We start from the raw sequence: 16,548 nt of genomic DNA on the forward strand, positions 1-16,548 counted from the left end.
CCTCTTATGCTCAATTGCCCTTTGAGACTGCCGTGCCATCGGGCTGCGCAAGCCCGATGTCCAGATAAGCCTCTATCTGCTTCACGAGCTGTGCCCTCTTGAATGGGATAGCCCTCATGCTCACAAAGCGGTGCACTCGGCGTGATTTTCCTGTAAGCGCTCGCTTCACACGTTCTCCGTGGCCGACGTGACGAACCAACATACAGGAGGAATACATGCCGGCTCTGCCGCTCTCGGGCATCAAGGTTATCGATATGACGCGGGTGCTTGCCGGCCCGATCGCGGGTCAGATGCTTGGCGATTTCGGCGCCGAAGTCATCAAGATCGAACGCCCTGGAACCGGCGACGATTCCCGCGCATTCGGCCCTCCCTATCTGAACGACCCGGACGGCAGCAGGCGAGACAACTCCTTCTATCTTTGCGCCAATCGCAACAAGAAATCGGTCACGGTCAATGTGGCCAAGCCTGAAGGCCAGGAGATCATTCGCGAACTCGTCAAGACCGCCGACGTGTTGTTGGAAAACTACAAGGTCGGCGACCTCAAGCGTTATGGCCTCGACTACGACGCGATCAAAGCCATCAACCCACGCATCGTTTACTGCTCGGTGACGGGCTTCGGACAAACCGGTCCCTACGCCACACGCGCCGGCTATGATGCGATCCTGCAGGCGATGGGTGGTCTCATGAGCGTGACGGGCCATCTCGATGGCGAGCCGGGCGAGGGCCCCATGAAGGTCGGTCCCTCGATCGTGGACTATATGACCGGCTTGAATGCCACCATCGGCGTGATGTCGGCGCTCTATCATCGCGATGCCGGCGGCGGCGAGGGACAGCAAATCGATGCTTGTCTGTTCGATACGGTGATCGCCTCCCTTTCACATTGGCTCCAACCCTATCTCATCAGCGGAAAAGTCCCGCCGCGGCGCGGAACCTGGGGCAATGGCGGCATGCCTGCCGGTGTCTTCCGTTGCACCGATGGCGAGTTGATGCTCGTGAATGGCAATGACGGCCAGTTCCAGCGGACCTGCGAAGTGCTCGGAGAGCCGGACCTGGCCAAGGATCCGCGCTTCCTGAAGAACAACGACCGTGTCGTTCATGGGAAGGAGATCATGGCCATCTTCGCCGGTCTTTTCCTGAAGCAGCCCGTCGCCTACTGGCTGGAGCGTCTGGAGGCGGTCGGCGTACCGTCCGGCCCGATCAACGACTTCGATCAGGTTTTCGCGGACCCTCATGTGAAGTCCCGCGGTATGCGCGTGAGCTCAAACCATCCCTTCGAGCCGGCGCTTTCGCTCGTACGAAATCCGCTGATGTTTTCGGGCACGCCGATCACCGAATATCACGCGCCGCCACTTCTCGGCTCCAACACGGACGAAATCCTGTCCACCATCGGCTACGACGGCGAACGGATCGCCGCGCTGAGGACGAAGGGCATCGTCTAGGCCGGTCGGGGCAGGCGATCGATGGCGTCACACCTGTATTCGCTCTCATCTCCGACCGACCGCAAGTCGGTCGGAGAGCCAATTAAACTTTAGCTGTTCGCTCGCGCGTTCATGCTTAACGTTCGGCCATCGGATAGCCACGAACACACCGCGGCTGGTAGTCCTCCGACGAGCCCAACCATCAAGATTGGCCATAAGTCGTTTGATCCTCCCCACATGAAAAGCATGATCAAGACTGCAGGGAGTGCTGCCGTCACCGCCGTTCCCATAACTCGGAGTGGCTTTGCAGAAAGCATCCAATCGACCCAAGCCAGCAGCAAGGCCGGGATAACCGCGATTGCGTAGGACTCAACCATCCAATCGAGAAGATTCTTAAACCCATCAGGCGCCGTGAATACGACCAACGCAAGAGGCGGAAAGAGAGCCGGGAAAATCAGAAAGCGTTTCATGCCACCTTCGTCAGTCTTCGTGGCGATCTTGTTCAATTTTGAAGTCTCATAGTGTTGCCAGCGGCGTAGCCGGTGGGTGCCCCAAACCGGTCCTGCCGTCGTTATCCGTCAACGTAGCAGCGTGCTCAACGCAACAATTGCAGCACCAAGGCCGGGCTTGCGGCGACAACGGCACTCAAAGCGAAGCCGACAGAGCCTAGGGCGAGAGCGCCAACAAATCCGTGCTGCTGCCAGCCATAAGGAGCACTGAAAAATGTGGCCGCTCCAACTACAGATATCGTCCATACAACTTGAATTGCGATCTTCAGAGTCGCCACGTCGGCGCTCCTATTCCACATTCAGATGAACCAATGCTGGGCCTTCGATGACCAAAGTTGCATGCGTCACTTATTGTCTGAAAATCTCGTGAGCCAGGTCAAGGCATATTCAAAGGCATTGATTGAAGAGAGCGTAGCGAAAGCCGCGTACCCGCTCGTTTCGCTTTCCCACTCGACGTCCGGCCCTTCCGCCCCACCCGCCGGTGTACCGGCTCGCGGGGCTTCATTTGCTCACAGTGGCATTGCGTTCCATATTTTCGATGCGCCGAACGGAGATCTCAAATGAAGCTCAAATTTTCCGCCGCGCTGCTCGCCGCAAGCCTCCCGCTCTCATCGATAGCTTTCGCCCAGGGCACCGCGCCCGCCGACGTTGCAGTGATCAATGCTTGCCTGAAGACCGCGGAGGAAACCGGCGGTTTCGGCGGCGCGTGTGTCGGGCTCGTCGCCGACCCCTGCATCAAAAAGGCGGAGGGCGTGAATGACGATGTCGCCAAATGGAAAGCCTGCGCGGCGCGCGAACTCGCCATTTGGACGCAGAAAACCAATGAGGCGCTAAAGAAGGTTGAGGCCGGCGGGTTCGCCGACAAGATCAAGGCGGTCAAGGACGCGCAGACAACCTTCGTCGCGTCGCGTGATCGCTTCTGCGTGGTCTTCGACAAAGTCGAGCCCGGCATGTACCGGGGCGACGCGAACTACTGCCGCCTGCGCGAGACCGCGAACCGCGCGCTGAGCTTGATCAAGCTCGGCGCTGCGGTCAACGAGCACTGAGACCTCTTGGTCCCACTCTCGATTGTCTCCCGCATGGGCGTATCGTCGATGTGGGGGCAGAGCGCGAGAGCTTTCCGCTGTTTTTGCAAACGACGTGACAGCCCTTCGAACAAAACCTGAAGTATTCCTCTTTCGTCACAATTTTATTTGGTTCGACCATCTTTGTTAAACGAGAGATGCTATTGCAGATGCGCTCAATTTCTAATGTAAGCCAATACGGAGTTGATGGTCGAAAGTCGCTCTTCTTGCTCCTGCTTTTATTTGCGATCCCCTCGGATGACTGCTCCGCGCAGACACCGCCGCCCCCAATCAACGCTCGTGCGTTCGAGCGCGTGCCGCCGACAGTCGTAACGAGGTTGGCGACCCGCTTTTCGCTAGGCTCATTTGCGGGCCGCTTCGAGGAGACGCGGCTCGACGCGGTTCGCGAAGCCCTGGGCGAAGGGACCATCCAACACCGAGGCGACGCTGGAGATAGTATCTATTGGCTGTGTTATCGGCGCGCGCAGCATCGATTGTGGGTCGTGTCCGGCGGGGAGATAGGCGGCCCGGATCATCTCGTCACGGAAATCGTTGAAGAGCTCACCGAGAAAGACGCCGGGGCTTCGACCGATTGCGGCATTATCCCGGAAAAATTCTCGCCCGTCATCTTCGACGGCGAGCTGCATTTAGGTATGTCGCGTCAGGAGGTAATCACGGCGTTGGGACCGCCGTCGAAGTCGGAAGCTGCTCAGATCGTGTATTCGCACGAGGGAAAGCTCGCAGACGGTTTCGATGAGACCGCTTGGCTCATTCTCCGATTTCGTGAAAACAAGCTTGTGTCCATGCGCGGCGGCAAGACCACAACGAATTGAAGTGGCTGCGAGCAGCGTTCGCGCTTTGCGACGGATGGGAGCGAGCCATGCCCGCTCCCGCATGACCTGCATCACATACCCGAGCCGAATGCCTATCGATGCCCGGATGGCGGCTCATGGTTCAAAGCGGCCTCGCTCGCCGAAGCATGTTTCACGCGGTTTCAGCAACAAGGGTGCCCGGCCATCCCGCATCTCTTGGGGCCGACGATCGCCAACACCGGGATCGCCGGCTCACTTGTCTTCACGGCTCCTTAACGGTAATCGACGACCATCACGCGCAATGAGGTCGAACATGCGCTTGCGGTTGAAGGCTGACGGACGGATCGTCGAATTGCGGGACGGGCACGAGGTGCCGCTGGTTCCCGATATGCCTGTCGTGCCGGAGCCGGTCGCGGTGCGATCCGGCGAAGTCGAAGTGCGCGATCTGCGCCGCCGTGCGCAGCTGACCCAGATGGAATTTGCCGCGCGTCTTGGCGTTCCCGTCGAGACGATCCGCAATTGGGAGCAGGGCAAGCGCATGCCGCGCGGTCCGGCCCGTGCCTTGCTGGCGGTGATCGCACATGCACCGGACACGGTGTTCGCGGCGCTCGCGCCGGTTGCCGCGGACGCCTGAACGATCACTGTGGATCATCGCCTGCGCTGACGCGCCGGCCATGTCCTGGAAAAGCTTGTCGGCGTTCGTATCGTTGCTCCGTCCGAGGAGAAGATGATGCAGTTCGTGGAAGCAAACGGCGCCCGCATCCCGGCCATTGGCCTCGGGACATGGGAGTTGCGCGGTCGCATTTGTGCACGCGTCGTCGAGCAGGCGATCCGGCTCGGCTATCGCCACATCGACACCGCACAGGTCTATGAGAACGAGCGCGATGTCGGCGAGGGCATCCACGCGTCGCATATTCGCCGTGACGAGATGTTCGTGACGACCAAGGTCTGGACCACACATTTCGCGCCTCACAATCTCGAACGCTCCGTGAAGGAAAGCCTGACGCGGCTGCGCATGACCGAGGTCGATCTGCTGTTGCTGCACTGGCCGAACCCGCAGGTGCCGCTGGAGGAAACGCTCGGCGCGCTGGCGCATGCCAAGCAGATGGGCCTGACCAGACATATAGGCCTGTCGAATTTCACCGTGGCGCTGATCGAACAGGCTGTGGCCGCATGTCCCGCGCCGCTGGTCTGCGATCAGGTCGAGTATCATCCCTATCTTGACCAGGTAAAGGTGCAGGGCGCCTGCCGGCAGAATGGTCTGGCCATGGTCGCCTACAGCCCCATCGCCCAGGGCAATGTCCGCGGCGATGAAACGCTTGCCGAGATCGGCAAGGCGCATGGCAAGAGCGCAGCACAGGTGTGCCTGCGCTGGCTGGTCCAGCAGGGCGCGGTGGCGATCCCGCGCACCTCCAAGGTCGAGCGTCTGTCGGAGAATATCGACGTGTTCGATTTCATGCTGTCCGAAACCGAGATGTCCCGGATTTCGCATCTGGCGCATCCGAAGGGGCGGCTGACTGACTACGGCTTCGCACCGAAATGGGATTGATCCATCAGGCCAGCCGGCATTTGCCGCATTGATCTTGTGGACGGGATGGCTCATGCAGTGACACCGTCCGGCAAGCCAAGGGCCTCATGTTTTTCACGTTCTCCAAGATGCTCGGCTTCTTCACGGAGCCGTCTAATGCGATCGCCATCATCTGCGTGATCGGCATTGTGCTGGTGCTGCTGCAGCGCCAGCGTGTCGGCACATTGCTGGTCACCTTTGGCATCCTGTTGCTGCTGCTGTTCGGCTATTCGCCTGTTGGCAATGTGCTCATGCTGTCGCTGACCGAGCGTTTTCCGAAATGGCAGGACGATGGCCGTGCACCCGACGGCATCATCGTGCTCGGCGGCGCCATCGATTCGGATTCGTCCGCGGCCCGCGGCTCGCTGGAGATCAATTCGGCCGGCGAGCGGATAACGGCGATGCTGGAGCTGGCGCGCCGCTATCCGCAGGCGCGCATCGTCTTCACCGGCGGCGCCGGTAGCCTGATTGAAAAGTCGCTGTCCGAAGCGCCCGTTGCCGGCGAGCTGCTGCAGCGTTTCGGCGTGGCCCCCGAACGCGTCACGCTGGAAACCGCTTCCCGCACCACCGACGAAAATGCCGCCTTCACCGCAGGCCTGGTGTCGCCGAAGCCCGGCGAGCGCTGGCTGCTGGTGACGTCCGCTTGGCATATGCCGCGCGCGATCGGCGCGTTCCGCAGGGTCGGATTCGATGTCGACGCCTATCCGGTGGACTGGCGCACGCGCGGCTGGATCGACGCTACCGAGACCTTCGATTCCGCTAGCGCTGGCCTTGGCCGGAGCGATATCGCGGTTCACGAATGGGTCGGGCTGATCACCTATTGGCTCGCCGGCCGCAGCAGCGAATTGCTGCCGGGGCCGAAGAAGCGGTGATGCGTCACTCCGCCTTCGGCAACCCCAGCCGATACACGCCGCGGAAGTCGTTGGGATCTTCGACCGGCTTGCCCTTGCGATAGATCACCAGGCGGTCGGCGAGCGCTAGCGTCACGGCGGCGCGGCGGATCGGCATCAAGAGCGCGTGCCAATCGCCCTCGGGCTCGATCACATGCGCAATCTCAGGAGGGCTCAGCGTGCCCGCGCCGTTGCGGGTGAGCGCGTCAAGGATCGCCTCGTCGAGCGGCAAGGGCTTCGGTTTCGGGGCCAGCTTGGCGGCTGACGGCTTCGGGGTCTTCGGAGGGGATTTGGCCATGCACTGCCATGACCGATCAGGCAGCACGACGCAAGCTGTGGCTTGGCGGACATGGCGCGGGGGAGGGCACGACGCTATGATCGGGCTAGTCGGCGTACAGAAGTCTCAATAGCCCCATGGAACCAAGGCACCTCATCCGCGCAGCGATCGCCGTCTCGGTGGTCGGCCACGTTGCTTTGGCGGCCGGGGTCTATTTCGCCGATGCACGTCCGATGGAGCAGCACGAGGAGAGCGTTGCCGTCGATCTGGTGACGCCGCAGCAGCTCGCAGAGGCCGAAAAGAAGGCCGAGGAGACGCCGCCGGAGCCCGAGAAAAAGCCAGAGAAGAAGCCGGAGCCGGAATTTCGGCTGCCTGATTTGACCAACAAGCCGACCCTGGAAGAGCAGAAGACCCAGGCCGTCGCCGCCAAACCGCAGTCATCGGCGCAGAACACCCCGCCACAACCGCAGAAGACGTCGCCGCAGCAACCCGCGCCGTCACCGCAGCAGCAGGCCGCCCAGCAACCGCCGCCACCTCAGCAGCAAGCCCAGCAACAGCCGCAGGCCACTCCCGCAACGCCGCCTCCGTCAGCGCCTTCCGCTACGCAGCCGCCGTTGCAGCAGCAGGCTGCGCTGCAGGCTCAGCCGCCGGCGCCGCAACCGGGCCCACAGCAGGTGCCGCCGCAGCCCGAGGCCGATATCACGGTGAAATACGGCGTCATGCTAGGCTTGCCTGAAGGCTTCGGCGGCGGCGCATCGGAGCAGGCGGACCTGTCCAAGCTCGATATCGCCGCTTTTCGGCGGCATCTCAAAACCTGTTCGAAATTGCCCACCACCGTCGCGCGCGGCGATGACGCCAAGGTCAAGCTGCGCGCCGTGTTCTCGCCGGATGGCCGGCTGGTCGCCGAGCCCACGGTGATCGAGGTGCGGCGGCCGGCCAAAGCCGCGCTGCTGATGCAGGCGGCCAAACAGGCGCTGGAAGCCTGCCAGCCTTATGCGATGCTGCCAGCCGACAAATACGACGAGTGGAAAGTGCTCGATCTCGATTTTACGCCGCAGGATTTCGCGGGGTAACCCTTATTTCGGCATCTGGTGCCATGGCCTGCCAGGCATTGGAGGCGAACTGCCGGCGCCAGGTCACGATCACCACGGCTGCCGTCGAGACCAGAAACACCCAGGGGCTGACGAACCAGCCGAGATAGCCGAGCGCGAAGAAGAAGGCGCGCTGCCCACGGTTGAAGTGCCGGGCCGCTGCGCCAAACATCCTGGTTGTGCGCACCACATGCGCTTCGGCCTCCGGCGTGTCGCGCTTCGAGGCCAGCGGCATCGCACCGATCAGGATCGCGACGTAGTTGAACAGCCGGTACGACCAGGCGAATTTGAAGAACGCGTAGACGAAAATCAGAATCAGCCCGAAGCACTTGATCTCCCACATGCCGGGCGTGGTGTTGAAGCCGAGCGGCAGGTTCTGCATCATCGGCATTACTTCGTTGGTGGCGCGTAGCAGCGCCAGCGAGCCGCCGATGGCGATCAGCGTGGTCGAGGCGAACCACGCGGTGCCGTTCTGCAGCGATGTCATGATATGGGTATCGACGATGCGCGCCTCGCGTTCCAGCAGACGGCGCATCCAGACCTCACGATAGGCGTGCATGCGTGCCGACAGGCTGTCGCGGCCGTATTTGGTGTGCTCCAGCGTGATCGCATAGGTCGTCCACTCCAGGATGAAGAAGCCCAGCGCGAAGACGTCGACCCAGGAATAGTTGATCATGAAGCACCTATTGTATCAGTTGGCACTTCTGCCACGCATGCCGTGATGCAGCAACAAGCCTGTGTACGCGGCTTGCTTGCAGAGGCGTATGCGTGGCAATTTACCGGTGTCGCAAGGAGTGGTTGATGTCGCTGTCGCTGGTGATCGGAAACAAGAATTATTCGTCGTGGTCGATGCGGCCATGGGTTGCGCTGAAGGCCTGCGGCATCCCCTTCGCGGAGGTGTTTGTCCCGCTGTACACGGATGCCGCCGACAAGCAGCGCATTCTCGATGTGACCCCGTCAGGTAAGGTGCCGGCGCTCGTCGATGGCGAGATCACGGTGTGGGATTCGCTGGCGATCATCGAATATGCCGCGGAGCGTTTTCCGGATGCAAAGCTGTGGCCGGAAGACCGGGCCGCGCGCGCCCATGCGCGTTCGGTGTCCGCCGAGATGCATTCCGGCTTCATGCCGCTGCGCAACGAATGCGGCATGAATCTGCACCGGCCGGTCCGGGCGAAGGCGCTGTCCGACGATGCCAAGGCCAATATCCGGCGCATCCAGCAGATCTGGGCCGATTGCCGCGCGCGTTACGGCAAGTATGGACCGTATCTGTTCGGCGCCTTCAGCGGCGCGGATGCCATGTATGCGCCGGTGGTGCACCGGTTCCTGACCTACGACATCGATGTCACGCCGGAAGCCCGTGCGTATATGGATGTGATGCAGGCGCTGCCGGCGTTTCGGCAATGGACCGACGAGGGCCTCGCCGAGACCATCGTCATTCCGCGCTTCGAGGATGACTAAAGCGTTTTCGAGCGAAGTGGACCCCGGTTCGCGTCCAGAAAACGCGTCAAAATAAAAGATCGGGCCAAGGTTCTGATTTCATCAGAATCCAGGCCCGCGCCGCCACGATTTCGTCATGACCGGGGCCGTGCCATAACAACCGCATATTGCGGGTTCATGGCAGCCGGACTTTCTTTGGAAGCATTTTCTTCGGAAGCAGGGCTTTCTTTGGAAAAATGGCTTCCACACATGCGGGGACGACTCGATGAACGGGGTATGGGCGAATTCGCTCGATCAAATCTGGCGCGCGCCGACGCTTCCGATGTGGCTCGCGCTGGCTGCCTCCATCTTCTTCGCCCTGATCGTGCTGGCAACGCTGCTGCGCGCCGAGAAGTCTGTCGCCAATGGTGCGCTGACCGTGATCACGCTGCTGGCGATCGGCGTTGCTGCTGCGGCGACGCTGCGCAAATCCGAAACCGCAGGGCAGGACGTCTCGCACGCCGTCGTTGCAGTGCCTCAGGTGAATGCCTCGTTGCCGGCGCTGTCCTGCCTCGACGATCTCGCCGGCGATATGGTGCTCGCGGGCTGCGAGAAGGTGCTGTTCGGCTCGGCGGATTCGGTGGCGGCTGCCGTATCGGCCTCGGCTGCGCAGATCAATCGTTTGACGTCGTATGGCGATGTCGCCGCAGCGAATAAATCCATGACGCCTGAACTGGCGGGGCTGCGCCGCGCGATCGAGCGCGATCGCTACGGCCTGATTGCCTATGTGCTGCAATCGCGCGATCGCTGCATGCCGGAGAGCTGCGCGGCCTATGCCGCGCTGACCGATCACAAGCGGATTGCCGCGAATATGGAAGAGCGGACCTATGAGGGTCTCGTGACGCGCTATGCGCCCGGCTGGAACGCACCGCCTGCGGCTGCAGCCGCTGCGACGGGCGCGCTGGCCGGATTGCCGGCGTCGGTTCCGACCGGCAAGCCGACCACGGCCGATTTCCCGTCCTCGTCCTCGATTCCGCCGATCTCGATCATGACCGAAACGCCCGTGAAGCCACCGGCGGCCGCCAATGCGCAGGCGCCTCCGCCGCGCGCCGCGTCGACAACGCCGCCACCTGCTGCTGCGAAGAAGCAACCCGCACCGAAGACCGCCACTCGTCCACAGGCGCCTGCCGCCCCAGCGCCCGTGCAGCTTGCGCCGGAAGCTCCGCCGGCCGATAACTGAGCGGTGGATAACGCCTTGTAAAACCGCGTCGCACTGCCGATTTCTGACCCATGCCCCTGCATCTCATCAAGCTCGCCGTCGGCTGCGAATCCATCGCGGATTTCAAGAGCTATCTCTCTGAACGGATGCGCGCAGCAAAAGCGCGCGGCGCACCTCAGCATCACATCCACATCACCCGCATGGTGCCGAAACGCGATGCCGAACTGCTCGACGGCGGTTCGCTCTACTGGGTGATCAAGGGCGAGATCGCGCTGCGCGAAAAGATTCTTGCGATCGAACCGTTCCGCGACAGCGACGGCATCAATCGCTGTCGGCTGGTGATGCAGCCAAAGCCGGTCACGGTCGCGCCGCGCCCGCTGCGCCCATTCCAGGGCTGGCGCTACCTCACCGACAAGGACGCCCCGCCGGATCTCGGCAAGGCTGCCGCGAGTATCGAGGCAATGCCGGAGCCGATGCGGCGCGAGCTGCGGGAACTGGGGCTGCTGTAGGGCAGGGCTCGCTCGTCATTCCGCCCATACTCGTCATTCCGGGGCGTGCGTCGCCGGCGCAGCCGGCAGAGCGCGAACCCGGAATCCCGGTGTGTTTTCCGCTGAACATGCCGAGATTCCGGGCTCGGTCCCGTCGCCTGCGGCGCCGGTCCCGCCCCGGAATGACAGTTTGGGGCGCTCCGAACATTTTTTCCTATCTCCCGTTGACAGCATCCCCATCAGGTTTATATTCCCCTTTGTCCTGCCCCACCGAGAGGGGCGATCGCGATCGTCACGTTCGCGGGGTGGGATGCGGTGGACGCCGGAGATGCGGCGTCACGCGGTTCACGGGTGACGTCTGTCTTCGGGCAGGACGGATCTGCGCCAGCACTGCCACTGGCAAGGACACGGCCGACCTTGGGATGGACAGACCCTGGACAGTGTGACGGACGACCAAATCGAAACGCGTTCGACCAAGTGCTTTGCGGCTACCCTGTCCCTCCGCCCTGGGACATTAATTTTGGTGATGGGACCGTTCGCCATGGCAGATGTGCAAGCAACCGAAAAAACACCGCAGGCGGAACGCCGGGCACTTGCTCGGCGCCTCCGAAAGTCCTGATGCACTCTCAATTGCGGAAGACCGCATCGCATCAGGCCCAAGGGTGCAACGGGCACCCGGCGTTCCGCACGCCCTCTCACAAAGGGGGCGGGAATGCAAACCACGACGGCGCCCCCGCGCCGCAAACAATGGGGGTGATGACGCATGTCTGAAGAGCAGTGGCTGTTCGACAGTTGAATCCGCATCGAACGTCGCGGCCTGCGCGTAACGCGCGCTGTCGTCGGCACCGTCCAGCCCACCACTTCCGGAAATCCTGACCTCCGCTTTTGTGAGAGCTCGCTGACCAGATTGGTAAACAGCTTAATCACTGGCGAAAAAGCTCCCGGCTGCGTTGCATCCATTCCGCTTTGTGAAATTCACGTCCGCAGCGTGAAATGTTGTCGCTTGCCAAGGCTGCCGTGAAAGGTCACAAAAAACTGAACTGGGACGAAACACCAATCGGAGAGACGTTTGAGCATCAAGGGCAAGGCATATATCGCCGGCATCTACGAACACCCGACCCGGCATGCGCCGGATAAATCCATCGCGCAGTTGCATGCCGAAGTCGCCAAGGGCGCGCTCGAGGATGCGGGCCTGACACACAAGGACGTCGACGGCTATTTCTGCGCGGGCGATGCACAGGGGGGCCTGTGGCCGATGGTCGACTATCTCGGCCTCAAGCCGCGTCACGTCGACTCCACCGAGACCGGCGGCTGCTCCTACATCATCCATCTCGGCCATGCCGCGCAGGCGATTGCTGCAGGCAAGTGCTCGATCGCACTCGTCACACTGGCCGGCAAACCGCGCACCGGTGTGATGCCGCCGCGTCTGCAGGGCGCCGAAGCCGATTTCGAGACCGCTTACGGCGCGACCACGCACAATGCCTATGGCATGTGTGCCATGCGTCATATGCACGACTACGGGACGACCAGCGAACAACTCGCCTGGATCAAGGTCGCAGCCTCGCATCACGCGCAGTACAACCCGCATGCGATGCTCAAGGACGTCGTCACCGTCGAGGACGTGCTGAACTCGCCGATGATCTCCGATCCGCTGCATCGCATGGATTGCTGTGTCGTCTCGGACGGCGGTGGCGCGATGATCGTGACCACGCCCGAGATTGCGAAGAGCCTGAAGAAGCCGCTGGTGCGGCTGATCGGCCATGGCGAGGCGATGAAGGGTCCGCGCGGCGGCAAGGATCTCGACCTCACTTACTCGGCCGGTGTGTGGTCCGGTCCGCGTGCTTTCGAGGAAGCGGGCGTGACGCCGCAGGACATGAAGTATGCGTCGATCTACGATAGCTTCACCATCACCGTGCTGATGCAGCTCGAAGACTTGGGCTTCTGCAAGAAGGGCGACGGCGGCAAGTTCGTGTCCGACGGCAACCTGATCTCGGGCGTCGGCAAACTGCCGTTCAACACCGATGGCGGCGGCCTCTGCAGCAATCATCCCGTCAATCGCGGCGGCATGACCAAGATCTTAGAGGCCGTGCGCCAGCTGCGCGGCGAAGCCCATCCCAAGGTGCAGGTGCCGAATTGCGATCTGGCGATCGCGCATGGCACCGGAGGCCTGCTCGGCGTGCGTCACGCCGCATCGACCGCTATTCTGGAGCGCGTGTAATGACTGAAGCCAAGAAGTATCCGATGCCCGCCGGCAATCCTGAATCGCAGCCGTTCTGGGATGCGGCCAAGGATGGCAAGTTCATGATCAAGCGCTGTACGACCTGCGGCGAAGCGCATTTCTTCCCGCGTGCGATCTGCCCGTTCTGCTTCTCCGACAAGACCGAGTGGGAACAGAGCTCGGGCGAGGGCGAGATCTACACCTACAGCCACATGCGCAAATCGGCGACCGGTCCCTACGTCATCGCCTATGTGACGTTGAAGGAAGGCCCCTCGGTGCAGACCAACATCGTCGACTGTGAGCCGGACAAGCTGAAGATCGGCCAGAAGGTGAAACTGGTGTGGAAGCCCACCGACGGCGCGCCGCTGCCGTTCTTCACGCCGGCGTAGCGCTCGCTTTCTTCCCCTCTCCCCCAGCGCAGCGAAGCTGTGCGCCGCGGGAGAGGGCGGTGCTTGCCGCTACCCCTCTCCCAAACGAGTTTGGAGCGGGCTGTTGTGCAGCCCTCTCCCACAAGGGGAGAGGGCGCTGCGACTAGCGCCCGAAACAACAAGAACAAGGGAGTCATCCACCAATGCCTATCAACTACGAAGCCCTGATGGCGATGAAGAACATCGGCCAGAAGTATGCCTGGACCGATCGCGAAGTGATGCTCTACGCCTATGGCATCGGCATGGGCGCCGATCCGATGGACGAGCGTGAACTCGCTTTCGTCAATGAAGGCACCTATACGCCGCGTCCGCTGAAAGTCGTTCCGACCTATGCATCGGTTGCCGCATGGGGCTCGGGCCCGGGCGAGATGGGTCTCAACAAGCTGCTCGTTGTCGATGGTGAGCGCGACATCACCTTCCACAAGCCGCTGCCGGTCGCGGCCAAGATCACCGCCGATAGCAGTGTGCTCGGCGTGTTCGACAAGGGCGCCGACAAGGGCGCCGTGATCCTGCATCAGACAATCCTGCGCGATGAAGCCGGTGAAGCGCTGGCGACTTTGGTAGCCTCACGTTTCGCCCGCGGCGATGGCGGCTTCGGCGGCAAGTCCGAGGGCCAGCCCGAGCCGCATGCGATGCCGAAGCGCGCGCCGGACAAAACCGTCGATATCACCACGCGGCCCGATCAGGCGCTGATCTATCGCCTCTGCGGCGACCGCAACCCGCTGCATTCGGACCCCGAATTCGCCAAGCGCGCCGGCTTCCCGCGTCCGATCCTGCATGGCATGTGCACCTACGGCATCACCTGCCGCGGCGTGTTGCAGACCTATGCCGACTACGATCCATCGGCCTTCAAGCAGCATGCGGTGCGGTTCTCGTCGCCGGTGTTTCCCGGCGAGACCGTCAGCATGGATTTGTGGAAGGACGGCAACGTCGTGAGTTTTGAAGCCAAGGTGAAGGAACGCGGCGTCACCGTGATCAAGAGCGGCAAGACGGTGCTGGCTTAGAACTCAATCCTCAAGACGTAAGACGTGGATGGCCGGGTCAAGCCCGGCCATGACGGAGCAAAACAAAAAACAAAATCATAAAAATACAGGGAGAACGTCATGGGTCTTCTCGACGGCAAGGTTGCCATCATCACAGGCGCCGGCGGCGGCCTCGGTGAAGCCTACGCTAAACTGTTCGCACGCGAAGGCGCATCCGTCGTGGTCAACGACCTTGGCGGCCCGCGCGACGGCTCCGGCTCCGATCTCTCCATGGCGCAGCAGGTCGTCGACGCCATCAAGAAGGAAGGCGGCAAGGCCGTCGCCAATGGCGCCGACATTTCGACCATGGCCGGCGGCCAGTCGGTGTTCGACGCCGCCATCAAGGCCTTCGGCAAGGTCGACATCCTCGTCAACAATGCCGGCATCCTGCTCGACCAGACCTTCGCCAAGGCATCCGAGGCGGCGTGGGACAAGGTCATGAAGGTGCATCTCAAAGGCACGTTCTGCGTCACCCAGCCGGTCTTCAAATGGATGAAGGAGAACGGCGGCGGCGTCATCGTCAACACGTCCTCGACTTCCGGCCTGATCGGCAACTTCGGCCAAAGCAATTACGGCGCGGCCAAAGGCGGCATCTGGGGCCTGTCCAATGTGCTGGCCATCGAGGGCCGCAAATACAATATCCGCGTCTGGACGCTGGCGCCGGGCGCGCTAACCCGCATGACCGCCGACTTGCCGCGCTATATCGAAAATCCCGGCGCGGCGCTGGGACCGGGCGGCATCGCGCCGGCGGTGCTCTATATGGTCAGCGATCTCTCCGGCAGCCAGACCGGCAAGGTGCTCGGCGTGTCCGGCCCGCGCGGCGTCCGCGAGATGAAGATGATGGAAATGGAAGGCTGGAAGCCACCCCATGACGGCTGGTCTGCGCAGGACGTGGTGACCCATGCCGGCGAGATCTTCTTCTCGGAGGAGGCGAGCCAGCACGGGGCACGGCGTTTTTGAGGGGCAGTTGGGCCCGGTTCGGGCGGACAGACCGGATATTTCCCGGTAGAATGCCGGCATCCATTCACAGAGGCCCATGATGAAACTGACGTCCAAAGCCGCAGGCACCTTCGCCATCGCACCGACCCCGTTCCTCGACGACGGCCGCATCGACGACAAATCGATCGACGGCCTGACGGATTTCTATGCGGAGGTCGGCTGCAACGGTGTGACCGTGCTCGGCATCATGGGCGAGGCGCCGAAGCTGGAGGGGGCCGAGTCCGAGGCCGTGGCAACCCGCTTCATCAAGCGTGCTGGCGACAAGATGCAGATCATCGTCGGCGTTTCCGCGCCGGGCTTTGCCGCCATGCGCTCGCTGGCGCTGAAGTCGATGGATGCCGGCGCTGCCGGCGTTATGATCGCCCCGCCGCCGCATCTGCGCACCGACGATCAGATCACCAACTATTTCAAGGGCGCTGTCGAGGCCATCGGCGACGACGTTCCGTGGGTGCTGCAGGATTATCCGCTGACATTGACCGTGGTGATGACCCCCGCCGTGATCCGCAAGATCATCATGGACTCCAAGTCCTGCGTGATGCTGAAGCACGAGGACTGGCCGGGCCTGGAGAAGATCACCGCGCTGCGCAACTTCCAGAAGGACGGCAGCTTGCGCGAAACCTCGATTCTCACCGGCAATGGCGGCGTGTTCCTTGATTTCGAAATGGAACGCGGCGCCGATGGCGCGATGACCGGTTATGCCTTCCCTGAACTGCTGATCGACGTGGTCAACCTCTCGAAGAAGGGTGAACGCGACAAGGCGCATGACTTGTTCGACGCGCATCTGCCACTGATCCGCTACGAGCAGCAGCTCGGCATCGGCCTCGCGGTCCGGAAATACGTGCTGCAGAAGCGCGGCGTTATTGCATCAAGCGCGCAGCGCAAGCCGGGTGTAGCGATCACGGCGCAGGCGAAGGCGGAGGTCGATTATCTCCTGTCGCGCGTGGCTCGCTATGATAAGCGCGCGAACATCGCACCGCAGTCGAGCGCTGCGGGTTAATAACTCCCCAGAGGTGTCATGGCCGGGCTTGACCCGGCCATCCATCTTCAGGGTTGCCAAGTAAAAGATGGATGCCCGGATCAAGTCCGGGCATGACAAACGAGAGGTCGGCGATCGCCGGCACAACAGGCAT

19 protein-coding genes are annotated in these 16,548 nt (G+C 62.2%); 15 read left to right on the forward strand and 4 right to left on the reverse strand.

The features are described from left to right. Nucleotides 1-215 precede the first annotated feature (215 nt). Nucleotides 216-1,439: a CaiB/BaiF CoA transferase family protein gene (locus AB7783_RS05450; RefSeq protein ID WP_184515922.1), complete on the forward strand. Its 1,224-nt coding sequence runs from the start codon at nt 216-218 to the stop codon at nt 1,437-1,439. Between the two features lie 89 nt (nt 1,440-1,528). Here the strand turns inward: AB7783_RS05450 and AB7783_RS05455 are convergent, their stop codons facing one another. Beyond that, nucleotides 1,529-1,924 (reverse strand): hypothetical protein, encoded by a 396-nt coding sequence (locus AB7783_RS05455; protein WP_089267240.1) that lies wholly within the window; start codon nt 1,922-1,924, stop codon nt 1,529-1,531. A gap of 89 nt (nt 1,925-2,013) precedes the next feature. Next, on the reverse strand, nt 2,014-2,205 hold the full coding sequence (locus AB7783_RS05460) for a hypothetical protein (protein WP_441277054.1): 192 nt from the start codon (nt 2,203-2,205) through the stop codon (nt 2,014-2,016). A gap of 282 nt (nt 2,206-2,487) precedes the next feature. Between AB7783_RS05460 and AB7783_RS05465 the strand changes: the two genes are divergently transcribed. From AB7783_RS05465 to AB7783_RS05485, 5 genes are all read left to right on the forward strand, one after another. Then, the gene (locus AB7783_RS05465) at nt 2,488-2,973 is read left to right on the forward strand and encodes a lysozyme inhibitor LprI family protein (RefSeq protein WP_441277055.1); all 486 of its coding nucleotides are present in this window, start codon (nt 2,488-2,490) and stop codon (nt 2,971-2,973) included. Nucleotides 2,974-3,155: 182 nt separating this feature from the next. Further along, a complete protein-coding gene (locus AB7783_RS05470) occupies nt 3,156-3,824 on the forward strand; it encodes a hypothetical protein (RefSeq protein ID WP_441277056.1) in 669 nt (222 codons plus the stop codon). Between the two features lie 292 nt (nt 3,825-4,116). Beyond that, complete coding sequence (locus AB7783_RS05475) at nt 4,117-4,437, forward strand: helix-turn-helix domain-containing protein (protein WP_441277057.1); 321 nt, start codon at nt 4,117-4,119, stop codon at nt 4,435-4,437. A gap of 96 nt (nt 4,438-4,533) precedes the next feature. After that, on the forward strand, nt 4,534-5,352 hold the full coding sequence (locus AB7783_RS05480; RefSeq protein ID WP_441277058.1) for an aldo/keto reductase: 819 nt from the start codon (nt 4,534-4,536) through the stop codon (nt 5,350-5,352). 86 nt (nt 5,353-5,438) lie between these two features. Then, the gene (locus AB7783_RS05485; protein WP_441277059.1) at nt 5,439-6,242 is read left to right on the forward strand and encodes a YdcF family protein; all 804 of its coding nucleotides are present in this window, start codon (nt 5,439-5,441) and stop codon (nt 6,240-6,242) included. 4 nt (nt 6,243-6,246) lie between these two features. On the opposite strand, the gene AB7783_RS05490 is transcribed toward AB7783_RS05485, so the two are convergent. Further along, nucleotides 6,247-6,558, reverse strand: coding sequence for a DUF3253 domain-containing protein (locus AB7783_RS05490; RefSeq protein ID WP_175367311.1), 312 nt, complete (start codon nt 6,556-6,558; stop codon nt 6,247-6,249). A 116-nt stretch (nt 6,559-6,674) separates the two neighbouring features. Between AB7783_RS05490 and AB7783_RS05495 the strand changes: the two genes are divergently transcribed. Further along, a complete protein-coding gene (locus AB7783_RS05495) occupies nt 6,675-7,610 on the forward strand; it encodes a hypothetical protein (RefSeq protein ID WP_441277060.1) in 936 nt (311 codons plus the stop codon). Here the strand turns inward: AB7783_RS05495 and AB7783_RS05500 are convergent. Beyond that, nucleotides 7,585-8,301 carry a DUF599 domain-containing protein gene (locus AB7783_RS05500; RefSeq protein ID WP_081421764.1) on the reverse strand — a complete coding sequence of 239 codons (717 nt, stop codon included), beginning with the start codon at nt 8,299-8,301 and terminating at the stop codon, nt 7,585-7,587. The two genes, AB7783_RS05495 and AB7783_RS05500, sit on opposite strands and share 26 nt — an antisense overlap. Before the next feature lie 128 nt (nt 8,302-8,429). Here AB7783_RS05500 and AB7783_RS05505 point away from each other — a divergent pair, with 128 nt between their 5' ends. From AB7783_RS05505 to AB7783_RS05540, 8 genes are all read left to right on the forward strand, one after another. Continuing rightward, a complete protein-coding gene (locus tag AB7783_RS05505) occupies nt 8,430-9,086 on the forward strand; it encodes a glutathione S-transferase family protein (RefSeq protein ID WP_441277061.1) in 657 nt (218 codons plus the stop codon). A 244-nt stretch (nt 9,087-9,330) separates the two neighbouring features. Further along, complete coding sequence (locus AB7783_RS05510; protein WP_441277062.1) at nt 9,331-10,284, forward strand: hypothetical protein; 954 nt, start codon at nt 9,331-9,333, stop codon at nt 10,282-10,284. A 50-nt stretch (nt 10,285-10,334) separates the two neighbouring features. Further along, nucleotides 10,335-10,772 (forward strand): DUF1489 family protein, encoded by a 438-nt coding sequence (locus AB7783_RS05515; protein ID WP_116664113.1) that lies wholly within the window; start codon nt 10,335-10,337, stop codon nt 10,770-10,772. A gap of 1,048 nt (nt 10,773-11,820) precedes the next feature. Further along, nucleotides 11,821-12,969 (forward strand): thiolase domain-containing protein, encoded by a 1,149-nt coding sequence (locus tag AB7783_RS05520; RefSeq protein WP_068730675.1) that lies wholly within the window; start codon nt 11,821-11,823, stop codon nt 12,967-12,969. Continuing rightward, complete coding sequence (locus AB7783_RS05525; RefSeq protein WP_441277063.1) at nt 12,969-13,358, forward strand: Zn-ribbon domain-containing OB-fold protein; 390 nt, start codon at nt 12,969-12,971, stop codon at nt 13,356-13,358. The genes AB7783_RS05520 and AB7783_RS05525 overlap by 1 nt, the downstream gene beginning before the upstream one ends. 182 nt (nt 13,359-13,540) lie before the next feature. Continuing rightward, complete coding sequence (locus tag AB7783_RS05530; RefSeq protein ID WP_315841733.1) at nt 13,541-14,401, forward strand: MaoC family dehydratase; 861 nt, start codon at nt 13,541-13,543, stop codon at nt 14,399-14,401. A 99-nt stretch (nt 14,402-14,500) separates the two neighbouring features. Continuing rightward, nucleotides 14,501-15,379 carry an SDR family oxidoreductase gene (locus tag AB7783_RS05535; RefSeq protein ID WP_441277064.1) on the forward strand — a complete coding sequence of 293 codons (879 nt, stop codon included), beginning with the start codon at nt 14,501-14,503 and terminating at the stop codon, nt 15,377-15,379. 79 nt (nt 15,380-15,458) lie between these two features. Beyond that, nucleotides 15,459-16,415, forward strand: a complete 957-nt coding sequence (locus AB7783_RS05540; RefSeq protein WP_441277065.1) for a dihydrodipicolinate synthase family protein — start codon at nt 15,459-15,461, stop codon at nt 16,413-16,415. Nucleotides 16,416-16,548: the final 133 nt, after the last annotated feature.

Source organism: Tardiphaga sp. 172_B4_N1_3, from assembly GCF_052076035.1.
Lineage (GTDB): Bacteria > Pseudomonadota > Alphaproteobacteria > Rhizobiales > Xanthobacteraceae > Tardiphaga > Tardiphaga robiniae.